The sequence below is a fragment of the Mastigocladopsis repens PCC 10914 genome (assembly GCF_000315565.1).
Lineage (GTDB): Bacteria > Cyanobacteriota > Cyanobacteriia > Cyanobacteriales > Nostocaceae > Mastigocladopsis > Mastigocladopsis repens.
On sequence record NZ_JH992901.1, the window covers coordinates 3,625,911 to 3,644,371 of the forward strand.

At 43.4% G+C, this 18,461-nt stretch carries 24 protein-coding genes and 2 pseudogenes; 13 read left to right on the plus strand and 13 right to left on the minus strand.

Annotated features, from left to right (window positions below):
• Positions 1 to 233 (minus strand): annotated as a pseudogene (locus tag MAS10914_RS35020) (hypothetical protein); the annotation flags it as partial.
• Positions 234 to 640: 407 nt separating this feature from the next.
• On the opposite strand from MAS10914_RS35020, the gene MAS10914_RS0118375 reads away from it, so the two are divergent.
• Complete coding sequence (locus tag MAS10914_RS0118375) at positions 641 to 979, plus strand: helix-turn-helix transcriptional regulator (protein ID WP_026082648.1); 339 nt, start codon at positions 641 to 643, stop codon at positions 977 to 979.
• Between the two features lie 14 nt (positions 980 to 993).
• Here MAS10914_RS0118375 and MAS10914_RS0118380 read toward each other — a convergent pair whose 3' ends face one another.
• The 4 genes from MAS10914_RS0118380 to MAS10914_RS0118395 all read right to left on the minus strand — a co-directional run bounded on the left by MAS10914_RS0118380 (position 994) and on the right by MAS10914_RS0118395 (position 5,642).
• Complete coding sequence (locus MAS10914_RS0118380; protein ID WP_017317413.1) at positions 994 to 1,707, minus strand: polysaccharide deacetylase family protein; 714 nt, start codon at positions 1,705 to 1,707, stop codon at positions 994 to 996.
• A gap of 150 nt (positions 1,708 to 1,857) precedes the next feature.
• Entirely contained in the window at positions 1,858 to 2,643 is a 786-nt protein-coding gene (locus MAS10914_RS0118385) for a nucleoside phosphorylase (protein ID WP_017317414.1), read from the minus strand.
• Positions 2,640 to 5,087, minus strand: coding sequence for a S9 family peptidase (locus tag MAS10914_RS0118390; RefSeq protein WP_017317415.1), 2,448 nt, complete (start codon positions 5,085 to 5,087; stop codon positions 2,640 to 2,642). The genes MAS10914_RS0118385 and MAS10914_RS0118390 overlap by 4 nt, the downstream gene beginning before the upstream one ends.
• 81 nt (positions 5,088 to 5,168) lie before the next feature.
• Entirely contained in the window at positions 5,169 to 5,642 is a 474-nt protein-coding gene (locus MAS10914_RS0118395) for a hemerythrin domain-containing protein (protein WP_017317416.1), read from the minus strand.
• A 276-nt stretch (positions 5,643 to 5,918) separates the two neighbouring features.
• On the opposite strand from MAS10914_RS0118395, the gene MAS10914_RS0118400 reads away from it, so the two are divergent.
• The 3 genes from MAS10914_RS0118400 to MAS10914_RS0118410 all read left to right on the plus strand — a co-directional run bounded on the left by MAS10914_RS0118400 (position 5,919) and on the right by MAS10914_RS0118410 (position 7,361).
• On the plus strand, positions 5,919 to 6,188 hold the full coding sequence (locus tag MAS10914_RS0118400; RefSeq protein WP_017317417.1) for a GlsB/YeaQ/YmgE family stress response membrane protein: 270 nt from the start codon (positions 5,919 to 5,921) through the stop codon (positions 6,186 to 6,188).
• Between the two features lie 453 nt (positions 6,189 to 6,641).
• On the plus strand, positions 6,642 to 6,818 hold the full coding sequence (locus tag MAS10914_RS35685; protein ID WP_017317418.1) for a hypothetical protein: 177 nt from the start codon (positions 6,642 to 6,644) through the stop codon (positions 6,816 to 6,818).
• Positions 6,819 to 7,022: 204 nt separating this feature from the next.
• On the plus strand, positions 7,023 to 7,361 hold the full coding sequence (locus tag MAS10914_RS0118410) for a DUF760 domain-containing protein (protein WP_017317419.1): 339 nt from the start codon (positions 7,023 to 7,025) through the stop codon (positions 7,359 to 7,361).
• A gap of 100 nt (positions 7,362 to 7,461) precedes the next feature.
• Here MAS10914_RS0118410 and MAS10914_RS0118415 read toward each other — a convergent pair whose 3' ends face one another.
• From MAS10914_RS0118415 to MAS10914_RS0118425, 3 genes are all read right to left on the minus strand, one after another.
• Entirely contained in the window at positions 7,462 to 7,773 is a 312-nt protein-coding gene (locus MAS10914_RS0118415; RefSeq protein ID WP_017317420.1) for a hypothetical protein, read from the minus strand.
• Between the two features lie 85 nt (positions 7,774 to 7,858).
• On the minus strand, positions 7,859 to 8,197 hold the full coding sequence (locus tag MAS10914_RS0118420; RefSeq protein WP_026082650.1) for a hypothetical protein: 339 nt from the start codon (positions 8,195 to 8,197) through the stop codon (positions 7,859 to 7,861).
• A gap of 124 nt (positions 8,198 to 8,321) precedes the next feature.
• Positions 8,322 to 8,687 (minus strand): Lin0512 family protein, encoded by a 366-nt coding sequence (locus MAS10914_RS0118425; protein ID WP_017317422.1) that lies wholly within the window; start codon positions 8,685 to 8,687, stop codon positions 8,322 to 8,324.
• Positions 8,688 to 9,062: 375 nt separating this feature from the next.
• Between MAS10914_RS0118425 and MAS10914_RS0118430 the strand changes: the two genes are divergently transcribed.
• Together MAS10914_RS0118430 and MAS10914_RS36445 are read left to right on the plus strand one after the other, a co-directional pair.
• Positions 9,063 to 9,893: a metallophosphoesterase family protein gene (locus MAS10914_RS0118430; protein WP_017317423.1), complete on the plus strand. Its 831-nt coding sequence runs from the start codon at positions 9,063 to 9,065 to the stop codon at positions 9,891 to 9,893.
• 347 nt (positions 9,894 to 10,240) lie between these two features.
• Positions 10,241 to 10,720: pseudogene (locus MAS10914_RS36445) on the plus strand (caspase family protein).
• 153 nt (positions 10,721 to 10,873) lie between these two features.
• Here MAS10914_RS36445 and MAS10914_RS0118440 read toward each other — a convergent pair.
• On the minus strand, positions 10,874 to 11,257 hold the full coding sequence (locus tag MAS10914_RS0118440; protein WP_017317426.1) for a DUF5615 family PIN-like protein: 384 nt from the start codon (positions 11,255 to 11,257) through the stop codon (positions 10,874 to 10,876).
• Complete coding sequence (locus MAS10914_RS0118445; protein ID WP_017317427.1) at positions 11,254 to 11,514, minus strand: DUF433 domain-containing protein; 261 nt, start codon at positions 11,512 to 11,514, stop codon at positions 11,254 to 11,256. Before MAS10914_RS0118445 ends, MAS10914_RS0118440 begins: the two co-directional genes overlap by 4 nt.
• A gap of 152 nt (positions 11,515 to 11,666) precedes the next feature.
• Here MAS10914_RS0118445 and MAS10914_RS0118450 point away from each other — a divergent pair, with 152 nt between their 5' ends.
• The 4 genes from MAS10914_RS0118450 to MAS10914_RS0118465 all read left to right on the plus strand — a co-directional run bounded on the left by MAS10914_RS0118450 (position 11,667) and on the right by MAS10914_RS0118465 (position 14,360).
• A complete protein-coding gene (locus MAS10914_RS0118450) occupies positions 11,667 to 12,389 on the plus strand; it encodes a pyridoxine 5'-phosphate synthase (RefSeq protein ID WP_017317428.1) in 723 nt (240 codons plus the stop codon).
• A gap of 103 nt (positions 12,390 to 12,492) precedes the next feature.
• Complete coding sequence (locus MAS10914_RS0118455) at positions 12,493 to 13,188, plus strand: nuclear transport factor 2 family protein (RefSeq protein ID WP_017317429.1); 696 nt, start codon at positions 12,493 to 12,495, stop codon at positions 13,186 to 13,188.
• 85 nt (positions 13,189 to 13,273) lie between these two features.
• Positions 13,274 to 13,603: an MgPME-cyclase complex family protein gene (locus MAS10914_RS0118460; protein WP_026082652.1), complete on the plus strand. Its 330-nt coding sequence runs from the start codon at positions 13,274 to 13,276 to the stop codon at positions 13,601 to 13,603.
• Between the two features lie 97 nt (positions 13,604 to 13,700).
• Positions 13,701 to 14,360: a hypothetical protein gene (locus MAS10914_RS0118465; RefSeq protein WP_017317431.1), complete on the plus strand. Its 660-nt coding sequence runs from the start codon at positions 13,701 to 13,703 to the stop codon at positions 14,358 to 14,360.
• A 35-nt stretch (positions 14,361 to 14,395) separates the two neighbouring features.
• On the opposite strand, the gene MAS10914_RS0118470 is transcribed toward MAS10914_RS0118465, so the two are convergent.
• From MAS10914_RS0118470 to folD, 3 genes are all read right to left on the minus strand, one after another.
• Positions 14,396 to 14,869, minus strand: a complete 474-nt coding sequence (locus MAS10914_RS0118470) for a divergent PAP2 family protein (RefSeq protein ID WP_017317432.1) — start codon at positions 14,867 to 14,869, stop codon at positions 14,396 to 14,398.
• A gap of 124 nt (positions 14,870 to 14,993) precedes the next feature.
• Entirely contained in the window at positions 14,994 to 15,920 is a 927-nt protein-coding gene (crtE, locus tag MAS10914_RS0118475; RefSeq protein WP_017317433.1) for a geranylgeranyl diphosphate synthase CrtE, read from the minus strand.
• Positions 15,921 to 16,025: 105 nt separating this feature from the next.
• Positions 16,026 to 16,904, minus strand: coding sequence for a bifunctional methylenetetrahydrofolate dehydrogenase/methenyltetrahydrofolate cyclohydrolase FolD (gene folD / locus MAS10914_RS0118480; RefSeq protein WP_017317434.1), 879 nt, complete (start codon positions 16,902 to 16,904; stop codon positions 16,026 to 16,028).
• A gap of 446 nt (positions 16,905 to 17,350) precedes the next feature.
• On the opposite strand from folD, the gene MAS10914_RS0118485 reads away from it, so the two are divergent.
• Genes MAS10914_RS0118485 through MAS10914_RS0118495 form a run of 3 tightly spaced genes read left to right on the plus strand, consistent with a single transcriptional unit; the run spans position 17,351 to position 18,435 of the window.
• Positions 17,351 to 17,758 (plus strand): hypothetical protein, encoded by a 408-nt coding sequence (locus MAS10914_RS0118485; RefSeq protein WP_017317435.1) that lies wholly within the window; start codon positions 17,351 to 17,353, stop codon positions 17,756 to 17,758.
• A gap of 55 nt (positions 17,759 to 17,813) precedes the next feature.
• The gene (locus MAS10914_RS34365; protein WP_156818188.1) at positions 17,814 to 17,981 is read left to right on the plus strand and encodes a hypothetical protein; all 168 of its coding nucleotides are present in this window, start codon (positions 17,814 to 17,816) and stop codon (positions 17,979 to 17,981) included.
• A 22-nt stretch (positions 17,982 to 18,003) separates the two neighbouring features.
• Positions 18,004 to 18,435, plus strand: a complete 432-nt coding sequence (locus MAS10914_RS0118495) for an NUDIX hydrolase (protein WP_017317437.1) — start codon at positions 18,004 to 18,006, stop codon at positions 18,433 to 18,435.
• The last annotated feature ends 26 nt before the right edge of the window (positions 18,436 to 18,461 follow it).

The following is an 18,461-nucleotide window of genomic DNA, read 5'->3' on the forward strand; positions in this document are numbered from 1 at the left end:
GTACCACCACCGCAGTAACCGCCGTAACGAATTTTCCGACCACCTTGGTTGTGATTTTGGTTCTGGTTGTTTCTGGTTCTGGAAGTTTGAATCACTGAGCTACCATCATAAGCAGCACCTTCTTGCACAGTTTCTTGCACGCTGCGCTGGTCTTGCTCACCTGCAAATGCCACATTGGGAACAATCATCAAACCAGCAGCTACCAAACCGAAAGCAATAGACTTGTTAAACATCTTGAATGTGACCTTGTTGGTTGTGTGTGTGTGTTGTTTTTTTGAGAGTGAACACCTTTGGTTCCGTACCTAGGTATTTAGATGTATCTCAACCTCACTGGGTTCCTTCGGGTGTTTCTCTGTTTGTTTTCTTACTGAGAGCTACATCATCGAATCACATCATTTCGGATTTCTCTAAGAGATTTTTGAAAAATTCGTGATTGCGCTTCTTCTGCCCTCTGGTTCACCTTTCCCCCCCCCTCCCAGAGATGACTAGAGATAGAGGTAAACCTTATACTTAATAGTTTTAACCAAAGATTTTGGGTGCGTCAAGAGTTCAGCTAAATTTTTTGGGTAAAATTTTTTGGGCACAAGTTTTTTTTGGTGCTAGGATCTACGGCTAAAGGTTAGATAAATACGCTATGGCTCTGAAACAGAAGGCAAAACCACGGATAGCTTTTCTACGTGAAAAGGCAGGGCTAACCCAGCTCGAACTTTCACGTCTGGTAGGCGTGACCGAAAGTACCATTCAGAACTGGGAAAGCGGAAGGACTGGAACAGAACACATTGAGAGAATCATCAGGTTTTGTAAAGCTCTGAATTGCCAAGTAGAAGATTTGCTCGAGTACGTAAGCGATTCACTTGAGGAACCTGCTGCAAAACCTAGCTCCCTGAGCGAGATACATCATCTGTTGGGGACTGACGAACCTTACTCAACTTCTAGTCCTAACTCTGAAGCTACTCAAAAGCGGAAAGTTAGTCATTAGTCTTGACTCAACAGTCAAAAAACTTCTTGTCTCCCCATCTCCCTATCTCCCAACCTCCCCCTAGCTTGCTCCCATAGAGTGTCCACACTCAGAAATTGATAACCCTGGTCTATGAGTTGAGGAATCAGAATTTGTGTTGTTGCGGCAATATCCTGTCCGCCGCAAGAACCGTCATGCAAGACAATCAGTGAGCCATTACATACCTGCTGGAGAACTCGCTGCACCACTGTGGCGACTCCTGGTCTTACCCAATCCTCCGGTACAACGCTCCACATAACGGGTCGGTAATTCCATTGACTCAATAATTTTAGTGTTGTAGGAGTAAACAAACCATTGGGGGGACGGACATCACGTACCTTTTCAGGTGTGAGATGACAAGCATTGTAGATAGCAGCTTGGGTTTTTTCTAAGCTGTGCTTAAGTTCCATCGGGGACAACATGGGAAAATTTTGATGGTCATAGCCATGCAACCCAATCCAGTGTCCGCGATCGCATACCTCTTTGGCTAGACCTGGTGAACGGTTGACGCAAGCACCTAACCAGAAGAAACTAGCTGTGATGTTGTAACTGTCTAAAACGTTCAACAGTTGTGGCGTGTATTGGGGATGGGGACCATCATCAAACGTCAATGCAATAGTTTTGGAATTTGCATCACCACACCAAAGGCAGTTAGGAAACGTTGGTTTGAGGATACGGTAGAAAATCGGAAATAGGGGAGCGAGTTGCATCTAGAACCTACTTGCTGTTTTTAGTCTTATGTACTTGTACTGGAACCAAAACTTAACCATCTGTTCCCGATTTTTGCAATTTTCCCATCAAACTTACTTGAGAAATATTTACCATCTACCAAAAGATGGAATAAACATACTGTAAATATTTCATGCTTCAGGTTCTTGCCATTGCTCTGCTACCTGTACCGCCACCTTGATAGCATTGTCAATGGCAACGTCTTTCTGTGCCAAAATCACCTCTTCACCAACTGTGCGTTGGGCAACTACACCACATACACAGGCAGATCTAAAACCATACACCCCTGCCATTTTTAACAAAGTCCCACATTCCATTTCGTAGTTCAGCACATTCAAAGAGCGATATTCTTCTGTCACACCCCGCAGTGAGCGCAACAAATTTCGATTTACAGACTGGGTTCGCTCTTGTCCCTCGTAGAAAGTATCAACTGACGCAGTAATGCCCAAATGATATTTCACCTTCAGTTCCCGTGCAGCCTTAGCCAAGGCTACCGTGACAAACGGATCTGCTGCTGCGGGATACTCAACAGGTGCAATGTCATTGGCTGCTCCTTGCCGACACAAGGCAGCACTGGTAATCACGATGCTACCAACAGATACGTGTTCTTGAATAGAACCGCAAGTGCCAACGCGAATGATCAGCCGAATACCAACTTGTATCAACTCGTTGACGACAATGCTTGTGGAGGGCGCTCCCATACCACTCGTTGCAGATAGGAGCGCCTTCCCGTTGGGCAGAATGCCCATATAACTGTTCAAACCCCGATTTTCGGACAAAAGACGCACAGAGTGCAAATAAGACTGAGCAATCAGCCGTGCCCGTTCAGGGTCGCCGGATAATAAGGCAATGGTTGGTGGTAGCTCCCCAAGGTCATCTCTTCCAAACCCGATATGATACAGCTTCCCATGAGTCATTTGAGATACTTATCGCACCAGTTCACCATTTCCCAAAGTACATGAGCTACCCCTTCACTAGAGCGATAGCCGTGGTCTTCTAAAGGTAAGACCACCCAGCGAACAGTTACTCCCAGTCCCTTCAGCGCTTCATACAGCCGTTCTGTTTGTAGTGGATAAGTGCCAGCATTACTATCTTTTTCCCCGTGAATCAATAAAAGTGGCGCTTTGACTTTAGCTGCATGAGTAAAAGGAGACATATGAATGTAAGTTTGTTGAGCCTCCCAAAAATTGCGCTGCTCTCCTTGAAAGCCAAAAGGAGTCAGGGTACGGTTATAAGCGCCACTCCTAGCAATGCCTATGCGGAATAAATCAGTATGTCCCAGTAAATTCACGGTAGTAAACGCACCGTAAGAGTGTCCTGATATACCTATACGATTAGGATCGGCAATGCCACGTCCTACCACATAGTCAACTGCTGCTTGAGCTCCAGCAATCAATTGCTCTACGTAAGTATCATTTGGCTCTCCATCACCTTCACCGATGATTGGCAACGTGGGACCAGAAAGAACCGCATAGCCTTGCGTCAACAGAAATAAAACAGAAGCACGGCTGGGACGGCTGAAAGTGTTTTCAGATTTAGTAATCTGTCCTGCAAATTCCCTATCTTTAAATTCCTCTGGATAAACCCAAAATAACATTGGCAGAGAACCATCGCGCTTGGCATCATAACCAGGAGGTAGATACAGTTTAGCCGACAGTTGCACGCCATCAGCCCGCTGATATTTCACCAACTCACCATGAACTCCAGCCAACTGAGGAGCAGGGTCTTGATAATGAGTCAGCGCGATGGGAATCTGGTTATCGCGACGGTTAAAAAGAAAATAATTGGGTGGCTCAGTTTGAGATTGGCGACGAGTCATCACAGTTTGTGCTTCATCATCCAGCACATAACAGATTTCCTCAAAGTAAGGGTCTTGGCACTGCCATAAGCGATGCGTCTCCCCTGTTTCCAAATCTAGGCTATCTAAAAACGGATAGACGCCATTGGGTGATGCTCCTCGCCCGTTGAGATAAATGACGTTGCCTTGGGGTGCAAAGCGCAAAACTCTGTACCTGTAAGGTCCTAAAGTCATCAGAGTTGACCCAGGGTCACTATATTTATCTTCATAACTACGGTCAAACAGCAGTTGCGGCGGTATTTCAGGCGCTTTGGGATGTATGCGCCAGATTCGCTCTTTGCGGGTATCGTACCATCGTTCCCAAACCAGGGCGACATCTTCCTTACCCCAAGCAAGATGATGGAAGCGATACTCTGATTGCCACAGTTGCTTTGGTGTATCACTAAAGGGGACATCCAATTCAAACAAAGCATCCCGTTTAGGAACGTCACGGGTCGGGTTACCCTCGTCTAAAGCTTCTATCCAAGACAATGTCGCTTTTGCATCGCTACGCCAGGAAACTCCCCTCCGTCCTGTCCGCACTTCGTCAAATTTGGTTGTGCGACGTACAAAAAGTGGCACATCGGCAACTTCATAAACTAATTTCCCAATATCATCAATAACCTGAATTTTTTTAGGAAAATATGAGACTGGAACTTGGTAAGAAAACGGTCGGTGTCGCGTGGTGAGGAGAATGAATTTGCCATCAGGAGAGGGTATGGCTTCATGAATGAGACTGCTAGAGACCAACAAAGTGCGTTCACCATCTAGCGTCACTTTCTCCAAGGTTGAGGTCAAGTAGTATTCAAATAGCGCCTCATCATAAGGATTTTGCAGTAGATTTGTGTAAGTCCGAGTAGGGCTTTTACCGTCCAAGTTTTCTTGAATCAAGGGTCCTGGAGGAACGGCTGGTTCAGAGGGAGGCTTACCGCGTGATGGTGGAATGAACTTGCAGATAAGTGTCTCATCCGACAGCCAACGGTACGGTTCTCCATAGGCAGCGTTAAGTACTGGCTCAGTTAAGCGCCGGGGAGTGAAATCTGCAACATCCATAACCCACAGTTCCAGTCCCGTTGGTTGAGTCAGGGTAAATGCCAGTTTTTGACTATCAGGTGACCACTTTAAGAAGCCAATCTGGGCATTGTCAGGAAGCGCTACCGTTTTGCTCATTTCAACCGAGGCTAGGGTACCCTCCGCGATCGCCGTTATTTTCATACTCCGGAAAGCGTTGTGGCGAGCAGGTGCGTTCGTTTTGGGATTGATGATTAATCCAGCCAGCGGAACTTCTGGTTGTGTCAGTAAGGCAATAGGAAGTAACAAGGGCTTTTCTAACTCCACCATCCATTGCGAATTTGGAGAGAGCAAAATTATTGGTGGCGGTGGAGCATTGAGAATTTGGTTAATCGGTTCTGGGGGGGATTGCCACAATTGTTCAATGATGGGGGGATTTATCGGGAAATTGTCCATTTTGACGGTAGAAGTGCTCGCATCTTCCAAAGTACCAACACCTGACTCACAACGCATCCTGAAATGGTCACTTTTTTAGGGTGTAGGGATATTTTGAATTTTCCTTACACCCTTCTCCCTTTATACCCCCACACCCTATTAAGTTGTCATTGCTACTTCAACATCTTCTTCGAGCTTGGCTTTAGCTTCTTGAAACTCCTGACCTAGTTGAATCAGTTGTTCTTGATTCATACACTTTTGGACAGCGCTAAAAATTTCGCTTTCTTCTTCTTTTACATGGTGCTGAACCGCTTTTTTCAAGTCACTCATTTTTGTTTTGAACTCAGAGTCATTTGGCTTTAGCACCTTAAGTTCTTCTAAAAGCGCTTTGGTTTCTTCGTGTTCTTCTTCAGCTTCTAGGATATATTTTTTAGTCTCTTCGTACTCCTGCATTGCTGGGTAGAAGACAAGCTCTTCAGCTCCGGTGTGTAAATTCAAGGCTTTATAGATTTGATTAAAGTAATTATACAACTGGGTATTTTTAGCATTTTCTGCTTCTGCTAACAGTTGCTCAATTTGGCGATGCTCTGCCTCGATTAATGCCAGGATATCTTTTGTTTTAGCTGTAGCCATATTGGTTTACTCCTTAGACTGTAGGTAAGATTTCGATACTCATTACTACAAAGTTAGAATCATCATGCCTCAACAATTTATAGCAAACTTATAACTTCAGTAATAAATTAAATACCTTTTTATAGCCATCAAGAATCCAGCAAGTTCTCTCCTCCCTTACCCATGTCGTATTCCTTAAGGTTTGTCAAGTTATCTCTTGTGAAAGATGAATAAAAATATTGCATCAGTTAAATTAATAATGTTGCTAACAGGAAGAGAAGAGAAAGGGGTTGAAAAATGAACATTATTGCATGGGTAGTTTTAGGGCTTTTAGCTGGTGCAATTGCTAAAGCTATCTATCCTGGTTATCAAGGCGGTGGGATTCTTGCAACTATCTTATTGGGAATTGTCGGTGCTTTCGTCGGCGGAACTTTAGGAGTGCTTTTGACTACTGGAAGATTAGCCTTGGCTGCTCCTACTTTTAGCCTCCCTGGTTTGGCTTTAGCTGTTATTGGCGCACTGATTGCTATCTTTATTTGGCATTCGTTTGCTCGCAGAACTGTTTAATTACAATTAGCACTTCATAGTTCGTAACTCGTAATTAAATGAATAATTACGAGTTCTAATGCGTAAATTTATAAACATCTGTTTTCCTCAGCATCTTATTATTTATTAGTATTTCAGATACTGTCCTCCTATACGGGTGAATTTAGGGGTGAAGTAAGTAAGAAAAATTCTATAGACAAGACAAGTTCTAAAAGAGCTAAAAAATAAATTCTAAGTAGGTCGATGTAAATAATTAAAGGTATGTAGTAAACGCTTACTACGAGCTAGTTTCCAATCTTTACTTTTCTTTACAGAGTTGGATTTTTTCTCGCCTACTTACTTAATTCCAAAAACACTTATTGTTTATTCGGTATTTTTCTACAATTTGTGATACTCCAAAAGCTAGATGCTGTTTCTGGTAGTTGAAGCAAACTAGAAAGTGAACAAACATAAAATCTACCATCTTCAAAAATCATGACAACTAATAAATCAACCAATTCCAACAACGCTGTGTCTACCTCTGAGCAGCGTGAGAGCAAACAGGAACTCAACCAAAAAACCTCTGTACAATTTGTAATCAGTGTTACAATCGGCGTTTTAACAATTATCCTTGTTGCTGCAAGTGCTTATTTCGGAATCATCCGGTTCTAAGACTACGGCTTGAGCATATGCAAAAAAATGTGGAGTAGCTATAGAAAATTGACTATGGCTGCTCCAATTTTAATAGTCAAATATTCTTAGTCTTAGTTCACAAAACCGTCATTCTTGAGTTCGGTTACGCTCACTCACCAATAACAACGAGCTTGCTAAATTAGTTTTTAGAAGTATAGTGAATGCAAATTGCAGGTTACTAGCGTGAATAATCTGTCAAATCTCAACTCAGAATCTTTTGGTAGCAAGGCTTCAGGCAACAACTTACTATGGCAGTACGTTCAATCTATGAGTCCTGAAACAGTTGCCGAACTTTATAAACCGTCTTCTCCTGACGTGCTTCAGGCAATGGAGCGTACTATTGTAACGATGTTGGGAAGCTTACCATCAGAAGATTTCAACGTATTGATTACTACCAGCCGCGATAATCTTGGAAGGCTACTGGCTTCTGCCATGCTGAATGGTTACTTTTTGCATAACGCCGAACAGCGGATGGTGTTTGAAAAGTCTTTGCAAGCAGCAGATGCTCAATCAGAGGATTAAAAATCAAAGAATTTTACTGCGCTTAAAACTTATAGAATTGATAGGGGGGATTAAGTAATCGCCCCCTCAGTTCTAATTAACCCTTGTCAAGAGCTTTGCCTTAGCTCTTTTTCACCTCCTGAGCCATTTTCCGGTAGTAGTCCATTTGAGGATTAGGACGACGACGATAAGTGGTAGAGGTTTCAGGAGCTTTTGTTGGCTCAGCTTCAATTTTTTCTTGTGTTGTCTCTCGTTTTATTGTCTGTGCTGCATCAGATTCTAGGAAATATCCAGAATTATTGGAAAACCCAAAGAGCTTAGCGAAAAAACCAAAGATATTTCCGAGGAAATTCAAGATATTTCTGAAAACAACAGAGAAAAAAGCTTCAAGACGGATAAAAGAATTCTGAATAATTTGTGTTAAACGAGACATGGTAGCGCCTCCCGTAGCTGCACATCTTTATTGTGACTTATCAAACTAAAGATGTGCAGCTATTTTTGTCAGGGTAAGCAGCTTTTTAGTCTTCGTCAAGCGCTGGGAAAGCTTCCTCAAACCGCCACAACTCACTTTTATTTTTAATGAACCAAATACGGGTTTGGGGAGTTAATTTACTCCAAATTTCTTCAATGGGTACGTGGGGAGATGCATACCGATACTCTTGACCAAGTGCTTGCAAATTTTCCGCCACATCATCAGGAATGCCGAACTCTTCCCACTGAACTGCTCTGTGTATTCCTGATACTCCCTTAGCAGGGTCGCAAATCAATTGTGCAGCTCTAATTAAGTCGGCAAAGTGTACTGGCTTGAGGTTATTTATCTCTTGAATCTGGAGTGATTCGTTATCCTTTTGAGACATCGTTACTGGAGTGGTGAGGATAAGTTGTTTAATGGACTTACCGCCAGAGATATTCACCTCGATGCCTCTAGTTTAGCGCAGAATATTGGCTCAGTTACTGTTAACTGATAACTGATTTGGTTGGTTACTCATTTTCCACCAGAACTGTAACCGCAGCGACAGCAATCAACATATCATCATTTTTATCATTGAGCGCCGCAATTGCTTTACCCTGAACGATCATCCCCCCAGACTCAACAGTGAGAGTTTTGCGACCAAAAGGCAACACAGCCAAAACCTCCTCTTTTCTTACTTGTTCTGGGTAAGGGACTGCAACCTTGACCTCAACTATCATGTCATTTGGGTCACTCAAGCCAGCGACTTCCCAAACACCAGGCAAAGCATTGTGTGCGATCGCATTTCTCACAGCTCTTGCAGCTGCAACCGTTGGTTCCTGTCCATGCTGATCCACTCCCATCCCCATTTCAATAATTAGGCGTTTGCGTGCCACAGTGACCTCTCATTGTAAAGTTTTGTTCTTCAACTCAGCCTACAAGATTTTTGGATTTGTGTCTTGCAGGAAAATTCATGTAGACACGCAGTATGCTAAGTCTCTGCAATCCTGTGGACTTGAGTAAAATTTCTATGTATTACACGTAGCCTTGTTGGTGGCAGAAATAGGCGAGGACGTTTACAACTCAAACCAAATGAGAAACCAGCTAATAACTGCTGGAATTTTTAGCCGAAAGACTAACTTTATCTGTAGGCAATGTCTTAATTGCAACTCCCGGCATAAACCGTTTTTATTTCAATTGCTGATAAAGATTTATAATGAATTATCCTACCCAATCAGTCAAACCCGGATAGGCATTACGCAAATCATACCATGTCCCATGATTCTTTGTACCATATCCGAACCAAAACTGCCATAACCTCTATTTCCAACCGACCTATTCATCAAATACCATATCTTACCCATTCACCCAATAGTGCTGGTATAGTTAACAGGGTTCTGCCCATTTTGTTAGCAAAAGTTGACTCACTACCAGAAGGGTTGGAAGCTATCATCGCTACTAGCGACCTACAAGGGATTGACCCAAAAAATCACCGCCTTCTGGGTCATCGTGTTAGTGAAGAACTAGAAAACTTAGCAGAGTCGGGAAAAATTCCACCGCTACAAACAACAGGCGTAATCTTAGCAGGAGACCTTTACGCACAGATAGATAAGCGTGGTGGTGTGGGAGATGTGCGTGAAGTTTGGCAAGCTTTTAGTCGCCGTTTTCGGTGGGTTGCTGGGGTAGGAGGAAACCACGACAGTTTTGGAAGAACACCACAGGAAATCCAAGCATTTCAAAATGGGCAAGGTATACATTATTTAGATGGCGATCTCACTTGTGTTGATGGAATTCGCATCGCTGGAATTTCAGGAATTATTGGCAAGAAAACTAAGCCTTTCCGTCGTGCTGAAGAAGATTTTAGAAAACTTGTACGGGAACTACTCAACGAGTTACCAGACATTTTAATTCTGCATGAAGGACCCAACGATGTCCAAGCCAGATTGATGGGGAATGAGTCCATTCGTAGCGAACTCACTCAAGGGAGTAATTTGTTGGTTATCTGCGGTCATTCACATTGGAGAGTGCCAATGACAGCTATGCCCAAAGGAGTACAAGTGCTGAATGTTGATAGTCGTGTTGTTGTCATGCACAGATATTAATCACTTTATAATGCTTAATAAATATTTATTGATTTAGTCCCAGAAATTTAGAGTGAAAAGAGACTAAGCATACGTAGTGTAGACACCAAACAAAGCCCCACTTAAATTTAAAAGTTCAGATTTTTCTTCTCTTCGAGATTATCCATTTTTTGCCTTAATCATAATAAAGAAATATAAATAAAGTGTGAGAATTATCGGGAAATAGATATTTTAATCTTGATGTCAACAGGTAAAGTACGGAAATAAAACTGATAGGCATCCAAAAAGCTGGAAGCTAGCAGTCAGGAAGAGTTTGAATTCGCCATGCAGAAAGCACAGAATTTCTGAAAAACTCATAGGGTACTAAGATGGTTAAGGTAGCACTGTTGATTGGGGCGAGTGAATACGGAGAAGGTTTAAGCCCACTCCTTGGGGCTGCAAAAGATGTAGAGGCGATACAGCGAGTTTTGCAGAATCCAGAAATGGGTAACTTTGATGAAGTCAGACCACTGCTGAACGTAGATCCGCAAGTAATGCAAGAAGCCATTTAAACTTTGTTTCAAGGTCGGGCTAAAGAAGACTTAGTACTGTTCTTTTTCTCCGGTCACGGGATTAAGGATGAGAGCGGTAGGCTTTACCTAGCAACTCGTATGACTCGCAAAAACCAACAAGGAGAACTCGTCAAAGCAACAGCCGTTCCAGCCAGTTTCGTGCATGACATTATGAGTAACAGCCGCTCAAAACGTCAGGTTATCATTCTTGACTGTTGCTTTAGCGGGGCGTTTGCAGAGGGTTGGTTAGCCAAAGATGATGCTTCTATGAAGCAGTCGAGCGCGAGTATCCTCTGAATGATAGCACACGCCATGAGTTGCAACGCTATCAGGAAATTTTGGGACTCAGAGAAAAAGATATAGCACCAGTCGATAGAAGTGTAATCCGATTCTACCAAGGTTAATCGCTCAATTGAAACCGACTTGGGTAGAGCAACGGTATCCAAAAGTTTAAGTTTTTTCATCATCATCTAGTGCTTGATACTCCAAAATTCTTCCCTGCTGGATAATCCACAGCTTCCCATCAACTTTTGCCTCATCTAACCCACGAATTAACGTCTCTACTGCAAAGCCCAAATCTTCCGGTGTGGGTTGAGATGGCAGACGGATGATTACAATACCAGGATAATCACAGGGGTTAAACCGGATGCGATTCCCAAAACCCCTATCCAAAGTCACCAAACATCTTCCTTCGCTGCGGCAGATATCAATTAACTGCACATCTGCTGTTCCAGTCAGATTTTGTTCGCGCACTGTTGCGACATCATGTCCAACCAAACGTAACAGTGTAACAACACGAACACTGCCAAGGTTTTCATCAAGTTTGAGCCTCACTTTGATACTTCCTTCTGGGTTCCGAGGGGAATTTCGACATAATAATCCCTTGCCATTTCAGCACCATAGGCAATACAAGCAAGAATATCTTCTCGCTCTATACCCGGATACTCCTCAAGCAGATGCTCAATTGTCATCCCACTAGCTAGAAAGTCCAAAATCAGGGAAACCCAGATGCGATGTTCCCGAATACATGGCTTGCCAAAGCAGATATTGGCATCAATAGATATGCGAGATAGTAAACTTTCTTTACTCATATATATCAATTTCCACTCCTATACTGTGACTAATTCTTCCACTCTGCCATTTTTCCACTTACCCTTGCATCCACTTTGACGCATCTCTCACCTCCCAGCTCGTATTTCCTGTAAAATCAAGACCTGAGAGTGTGGATAAGGAGATACTAGGGTTGCCTACACTTGGTGTAAACATTGACCACATCGCCACCATTCGGCAAGCGCGGCGGACGGTGGAACCAGATCCCGTAGCGGCGGCGGTACTGGCAGAATTAGGAGGTGCAGATGGTATTACTGTGCATTTGCGGGAAGATAGGCGACATATTCAAGATCGAGATGTGCGCTTGTTGCGGCAAACGGTGCGATCGCACCTCAATTTAGAAATGGCGGCGACAGATGAAATGGTGGCGATCGCTCTCGACATCAAACCCGACTATGTGACTTTAGTCCCTGAAAAGCGCGAAGAAGTCACCACAGAGGGCGGGCTGGATATCGTCGGTCAAATTGGTAGAATGGGAGAGGTCGTTGATAAATTGCAAAGCTTTGGTATTCCAGTAAGTCTGTTTATCGATGCTGAAGAAGCACAAATTGAAGCTTCTGTCAAGGTTCAGGCAAAGTTTATTGAACTGCACACAGGGCGATATGCTGAGGCTAAAGATGAAACAAGTCGTGCTCAGGAATTAGCCTTGCTAGCGTCTGGGTGTGAGCAAGCAATACAAGCGGGGTTGCGAGTTAACGCCGGTCATGGACTCACCTACTGGAATGTCTACCCCGTGGCTTGTTTACCAGGCATGGAAGAACTCAACATTGGGCATACCATTGTGAGTCGGGCTGTATTAGTTGGTATGGAAAGAGCAGTCCGTGAAATGAAATTAGCGATGCGAGGTCAACTGTAGCAACTATCAACATCAGCACTATACAAGTTTGGGGTTTGACTGCGTAAATTTAGAAAGTGTTTGGTATCTTCAATACGAGGTTCGTTTTTCAACCAAGACTTCTATGAGCACAACAAAGTCGAACAATACTCCCCTTTGGATACAGGATAGAGATACAGTCATTGCACAGGGTGGCGATGCCCAATGGCGCTATCAAACCCCTCCGGATTATTCCCGCTCAAAAGAAAATCTCGCCAAAGAAAGTACACATAACCACGTTGAAGGTTCACTAGAAGCGATTGTCCAAAACTTGGTGAGAACCTTTGAAATGGAAGCATCGTTCAAAACCAACCCTCAGCAGTGGTTGTCAGTTGTGAACGAACAGTTTCGTATGAGTAGTAATGGTGGTCCAGTATATACCGCTGCAGATGTGGTAGAGGCAGGCACTTACAACTTATTTATCGGCGATACTGAAGACTATAAGGCTTCTGAGGAAACTTTTGAATCATCAGCCAATCTCTTCCATACAGCATTTCCGAAAGGATTTCTGTGGGAAGTGCTGGAGGTTTTCTCTGGTCCCCCAAACGTTACGTTCAAATGGCGGCATTGGGGAACTTTTAGCGGTTCATACAAAGAGTATGCTCCCACAGGAGAGACGGTGGAGGTCATCGGTATGAGTGTGGCGCGTGTGACTGATGATTTGAAAGTTCTTTCTATAGAACACTATTTCGACAACAGCCTCTTCCTCAAAAAGCTGACAGGTGCTGAAAAACAAACAACAGCCGAACAGCAGGAAGGTGGTTGTCCTTTCCACTCCTGAATTTAGGTGTTTTATTTTTAGTTAAAGCGACAAGGACACAGTGTTGTCACCGTGTCCTTTCATGAACCCTTAACAAAGGATGAAAATGCAAACTTACTATTACCTTTTGGCAAGTCAACGCTTTCTTCTCGAAGAAGAACCGATGGACGAAGTTTTGAGGGAACGCACTCGTCATTACCACGAACAAGAAAAAGAAATTGATTTTTGGGTAGTTAGGCAGCCAGCTTTTTTAGAAGCGCCCCAAATGGCAGAAGTTAAAGCGAAGTGCCCCCAACCAGCAGTGGCGATTATTTCCACTAATCCCCAATTTATTACCTGGTTGAAACTTCGATTGGAGTACGTGATCAGAGGCGAATTTCTGGCTCCTTCACCTGAAATTCCTGATGCATTGGCATCCTTGAGCGCCGTTTCTTGATGTATAGTCATTAGTCATTAGTCATGAGTTATTCGACTATGGACTATTGACTAATAACTAAATATAATTGGTTGAGAAAAAAATTGAATAAAATTTTATGTTTCCGACTATTGTCCAGAAATTTCATTTACCAAATGCTTTAGTTAGTGGTTTAGTGTTAGCCATTGTGGGGTTAACAAGTGGCATAAATTCTGCATTTGCTCAACAACAAGACCTTCCTATCTGTCAAGCTCCCAATGCTGGTGAGTATCTTTTATTGGTCGTTAGTCCCACTCAAAATAATCAGAAGCAGTTGCGTCAAGCTTTACCGTCTGATATTAAGACAACCACCTGTAGATATATCAAAGACACAGTGACGCGGATAGGTGGGTTTAGGAAGATAGACGATGCGAATAGTTGGGCGAGGTATATCAACAATATTGTTGGTTTGTCTGCTATTATCACGACTCGACCGTCAGAGGTAGCACAGGCACCGACTCAGACAGTGAGCTATAAACCCGAACGCTTGGGAGAGGGTTTCGCTGTATTGGTAGATTACTACAACCGCCCGGAAGTTGCCAATCAAGTGCGAGATGTGGTGCGAGGAGATGTGGGTTTTGTTTCCTACGGACAACGCCCTTATTTGCTAGCTATTTACACGACTAACCAACAACAAGCGTATAGCACATTGGAGAAGCTGAGCGAAGAAGGTTTTTTTGCCCTACTTGTCGATAGTCGTAAAGTGATGCTACTGCGCTCAAGTGTGCGTTTGCAGTAGCGGTTAGCTTTTTAGGAGTCGGCTTTTTTGGTTAACTATGGACTGACAACCAACATACCGGCTGATCTTGCCAACCATGAGACGGTGATACCCAACGCCGACCCAGCTATGACTTGAACCGGTGTGTGTCCCAGCAATTCTTTAAGGCGATCGCCATTAAATTCTGGGTGTTCGTGAAATAATTCATCAATCATTTGATTGAGGATACGAGCCTGCTTTCCAGCAGCTTGGCGAACTCCAGCGGCGTCATACATGACTATAATGGCAAAAACCATGGATAGCGCAAATTCAGGAGAAGCCCAACCAAGAGTTTGCCCCACTCCAGTTGATAGGGCTGTGACCAGTGCTGAATGGGCACTCGGCATACCGCCAGTTGCTACTAAAACACTTATATTCAGTTTCCGATTCTTGAGTAGCTCAATGATAAGCTTCAATGCTTGAGCCATCAAACAAGCTACTAGAGCAACCCACAACACTCGGTTGTCTAATATGTCGCCTATGTCCTGCATGCTATTTTGCTGATTATGGGAAGTTATGAATTATCAATGATGAATTATCAAAAGAAACATGAATTATGAATGATAAATTATGAATTGTAAAGTTGCTCAGCCTTTATCATTCATTATTCATTATTTAATGCTTGCGATTGGTGATAAAGTGGGCTAATTCCTTTAGGGGTAGAGCTTTTTCTCCAAAAGGTTCTAATTCTGCACAAGCATCCGAAATCAGGTGTTGAGCTTTTTGTTTTGATTCTTGGAGTCCCCAAAGGCTGGGATAAGTGACTTTTTGAGCCTTTTGGTCTTTACCAGCAGTTTTGCCCAATTGCTCACCCGTTGCAGTAATATCTAGAATGTCATCGATAATTTGGAAGGCAAGCCCAATATTTTGGGAATAGCGAGACAGTCTTTGGACATCTTCAGATGATGCTCCTGCTAAAATACCGCCACAAACAACGCAAGCTTCTAACAGAGCAGCTGTTTTGTGGTTATGAATGAAATTCAACGTTTCTAGGGAGATATCTGTTTTTCCTTCCGACTCTAAATCTAGCACTTGACCGCCGACCAAGCCAGTAGCTCCTGTGGCACGACCCAAACGAGCAATCACCTGCAAGACTCGCTCTAATGGTACATTCTGGGTGTGAGTGACAACATACTCAAAAGCATAAGCCAACAAGCCATCCCCTGCCAAAATGGCGATATCTTCACCATAAACTTTGTGATTGGTCAGCTTACCGCGACGGTAATCGTCATTATCCATTGCCGGTAAGTCGTCGTGAATTAACGACATTGTGTGGAGCATTTCCAAAGCACAAGCAGTCGCAAGTGCTATTTCGATTGTACCGCCCATCATCTCACAGCTAGCAAGGCAAAGAATCGGGCGCAAACGCTTACCTCCAGCTAAGAGCGAGTAGCGCATTGCTTCGTAAATTTTTTCTGGATAACGTATGGGAATCGCTTTATCCAAAGCATCTTCACAAAGCTTTTGTCGCTCTTTGAGATAAGCTCGTAGGTCAAATTGAGATGATTCTGGAGTTTTTTGAAGGTTATCTGCTGCTACCATCCTTGAATTCCTTAGTCTCCTGTTATCTACGTAACAATTTTACGAGAAAGAGTCATTAGTCATGAGTCATTTATGATGTTTTTACTTAAGGACAAATGACTCTTCCTAACTTTTGGAGCGTTGGCTGTAGCTATTCACCGTATTTTGCAGTAACATTGCTACCGTCATTGGACCAACACCACCAGGGACTGGTGTGAGAAATTCAGCAACACCAGCAGTTGACTCAAAGTGAACATCGCCAACCATGCGACTGTTGCCATTTGAGTCTGTAACACGATTTATCCCCACATCTATCACAACAGCGCCCGGTTTCACCATCTCGCCAGTAATGAGTTCTGGACGACCGACTGCTGCAATGAGAATATCCGCATTTTTGGTGATGGATGGCAAACTAAGCGATCGCGAATGAGCTACAGTCACCGTAGCATCTGCTTCCAATAGCATCAAAGCCAGTGGTTTGCCCACCAAAATACTGCGTCCTACGACCACCGCCTGTTTTCCCTGCACCTGAATTGCATATTCCTGCAACAGTCGCATGATCCCTGCGGGAGTACAACTGCGTAAACCCTCCTCTCCCCGTACCAGTCGCCCTAAGTTAACTGGGTGCAGTCCATCGGCGTCTTTATCTGGCGCTATTTGATGCAAAAGCGCCACAGCATCCAGATGGTTAGGTAGGGGTAATTGCACAAGAATACCATCCACCCTTTGATCATCGTTGAGTGCAGCAATCACTTCTTCGAGTTCTGCTTGGGTGGTTTGTGTGGGAAAATGCTTGCCAAAAGAGGTAATCCCCACTTTCTGACAAGCTCTTTCTTTACCGCGTACGTAAGCCGCTGATGCTGCGTTGTCTCCCACCATCAGCACTGCTAAACCAGGCGGGCGTTTTATTTGGGGTTGTAATTCTTTAATGGCAGCAGAAAGTTCTTGCTGAATTTTTTCAGCTAAGGCTTTACCATCAAGAAGTTTGGCTGTTTTTGTTTCCATGAGAGTTCAACAGAAGTACACTACGCCTAGGCGTTGCTGTCTAATGCTGTAGCGTAAACACTAAGAGCACATTCTTTATCTTCTCAGATTGGTTGTCTAAGAAGACTTGAGAACCCAGAATTACTGAATCTTGTCAAGAAAGCCAAGAATTTTACTTGAATTTTATTTATTAAAGGAAAATAATGAGATAAATCCACAAACTAAAGCTCGGTTTGTATAGTCCCAAGCTTTAGGGTTACGGCTACGCTTAAGCGAGAAGTATTGCCTTGCCGTGGTCGTACACTGCTAAATTCTAGCCTGAGGCGGAGCGGAGGCGTGGCTTTGCTCCTAAGTTCTTTGTTGAGTGTTTTTGATACTCAAAGACAAAGTATTGATCATCACTGGCTCAATTAAAATTGTCACAACCTAAGCACTGATGCCAAAATTTGCGAGTGGAGGTATTTCTTATGCAACAAGTGAAAAATTTGAAACTCGCGTTTTTAGACAACTACGGCGCTGCTGTACCCATACGCCTGGGATTGACCCTTTGCCTTCTATTAGGATTGCTAAGTTGTGGTAAGGTGGGACAGTTTGGCATGAATGCCATAGGGGGCAACATCACCCTGATCCAGGATTTGAAATCACAACAAGACGGCAATACTACAGTCTATATACAAGGTAAGGTAGAAAAGCGAGTTCCGCTTTTGAAGCGATACGCATATCAAATTAATGATTCTACAGGGAAAATCTGGGTTGTTACCAATCAATCAAGTCTGCGTGAGGGAGAGCAAGTGGTGATTAAAGGTAAAGTTCGCTACCAAAGTATTCCTTTAGCTGGTAAAGAATATGGGGAATTTTATCTAGAGGAGAAGTGATAATTGGAACGTTACCCTGGCGAGTGATAGAACTTGGATCAAAGAAGCTACCGGGATGAAGAAGAGAACTCTTACAGTGTCGGCAGCAGAAAGCCCCTTCATCGAACCTGGACAAAATTGCCCAACCTTTGCGGCGAATGAAGGGTTGATTCGATTAGCCATAGATGGTTTTTGTATAAAATACCGCCAAGCCCCGACAAATGTTATTGTTGTTGATTATTGATACATAATAATCAGTGGTAAATATGGCTACCCATGTGGCGATCGCCATTCTCTATCAAAAAGACAAATTTCTCATGCAGTTGCGGGATAACAAGCCCAATATTGTCTACCCAGGTTGCTGGGGGCTTTTTGGCGGACACATCGAACCTGGTGAAACCTCAGAGGTTGCGGTACAACGGGAAATTTTAGAAGAAATCGACTACATACCACCAACATTCTCTAAGTTTGGCTGTTATCGCGATGAAAGAGCGGTTCGTCACGTCTTCCATGCACCACTTACAGTGGAATTAAATCAACTGGTTCTTAACGAAGGTTGGGACATGGGCTTAGTGACACCAGAAGACATTCGCCAGGGTAGCTGTTATTCATCTATGTCAGGAGATATGCGACCCTTTGGATCTGTGCCTCAGCGGATTTTGTTAGATTTTATAGATAAAGGAATGGGGAATCGGTAAGACACAATAATACTAAATATCAATTC

Bases quoted from the DNA above. Each gene is read 5' to 3' on its own strand.
- MAS10914_RS0118465 (WP_017317431.1), top strand. From the start codon at position 13,701: ATGTTTCCGACTATTGTCCAGAAATTTCATTTACCAAATGCTTTAGTT.
- MAS10914_RS0118380 (WP_017317413.1), bottom strand. From the start codon at position 1,707: ATGCAACTCGCTCCCCTATTTCCGATTTTCTACCGTATCCTCAAACCA.
- MAS10914_RS0118445 (WP_017317427.1), bottom strand. From the start codon at position 11,514: ATGAGTAAAGAAAGTTTACTATCTCGCATATCTATTGATGCCAATATC.
- MAS10914_RS0118470 (WP_017317432.1), bottom strand. From the start codon at position 14,869: ATGCAGGACATAGGCGACATATTAGACAACCGAGTGTTGTGGGTTGCT.
- MAS10914_RS0118395 (WP_017317416.1), bottom strand. From the start codon at position 5,642: ATGGCTACAGCTAAAACAAAAGATATCCTGGCATTAATCGAGGCAGAG.
- MAS10914_RS0118420 (WP_026082650.1), bottom strand. From the start codon at position 8,197: ATGTCTCAAAAGGATAACGAATCACTCCAGATTCAAGAGATAAATAAC.
- crtE (WP_017317433.1), bottom strand. From the start codon at position 15,920: ATGGTAGCAGCAGATAACCTTCAAAAAACTCCAGAATCATCTCAATTT.
- MAS10914_RS0118415 (WP_017317420.1), bottom strand. From the start codon at position 7,773: ATGTCTCGTTTAACACAAATTATTCAGAATTCTTTTATCCGTCTTGAA.
- MAS10914_RS0118430 (WP_017317423.1), top strand. From the start codon at position 9,063: ATGTCCCATGATTCTTTGTACCATATCCGAACCAAAACTGCCATAACC.
- MAS10914_RS34365 (WP_156818188.1), top strand. From the start codon at position 17,814: ATGAAGAAGAGAACTCTTACAGTGTCGGCAGCAGAAAGCCCCTTCATC.
- MAS10914_RS0118455 (WP_017317429.1), top strand. From the start codon at position 12,493: ATGAGCACAACAAAGTCGAACAATACTCCCCTTTGGATACAGGATAGA.
- folD (WP_017317434.1), bottom strand. From the start codon at position 16,904: ATGGAAACAAAAACAGCCAAACTTCTTGATGGTAAAGCCTTAGCTGAA.
- MAS10914_RS0118390 (WP_017317415.1), bottom strand. From the start codon at position 5,087: ATGCGTTGTGAGTCAGGTGTTGGTACTTTGGAAGATGCGAGCACTTCT.
- MAS10914_RS0118385 (WP_017317414.1), bottom strand. From the start codon at position 2,643: ATGACTCATGGGAAGCTGTATCATATCGGGTTTGGAAGAGATGACCTT.
- MAS10914_RS0118460 (WP_026082652.1), top strand. From the start codon at position 13,274: ATGCAAACTTACTATTACCTTTTGGCAAGTCAACGCTTTCTTCTCGAA.
- MAS10914_RS0118400 (WP_017317417.1), top strand. From the start codon at position 5,919: ATGAACATTATTGCATGGGTAGTTTTAGGGCTTTTAGCTGGTGCAATT.
- MAS10914_RS0118495 (WP_017317437.1), top strand. From the start codon at position 18,004: ATGGCTACCCATGTGGCGATCGCCATTCTCTATCAAAAAGACAAATTT.
- MAS10914_RS0118485 (WP_017317435.1), top strand. From the start codon at position 17,351: ATGCAACAAGTGAAAAATTTGAAACTCGCGTTTTTAGACAACTACGGC.
- MAS10914_RS35685 (WP_017317418.1), top strand. From the start codon at position 6,642: ATGACAACTAATAAATCAACCAATTCCAACAACGCTGTGTCTACCTCT.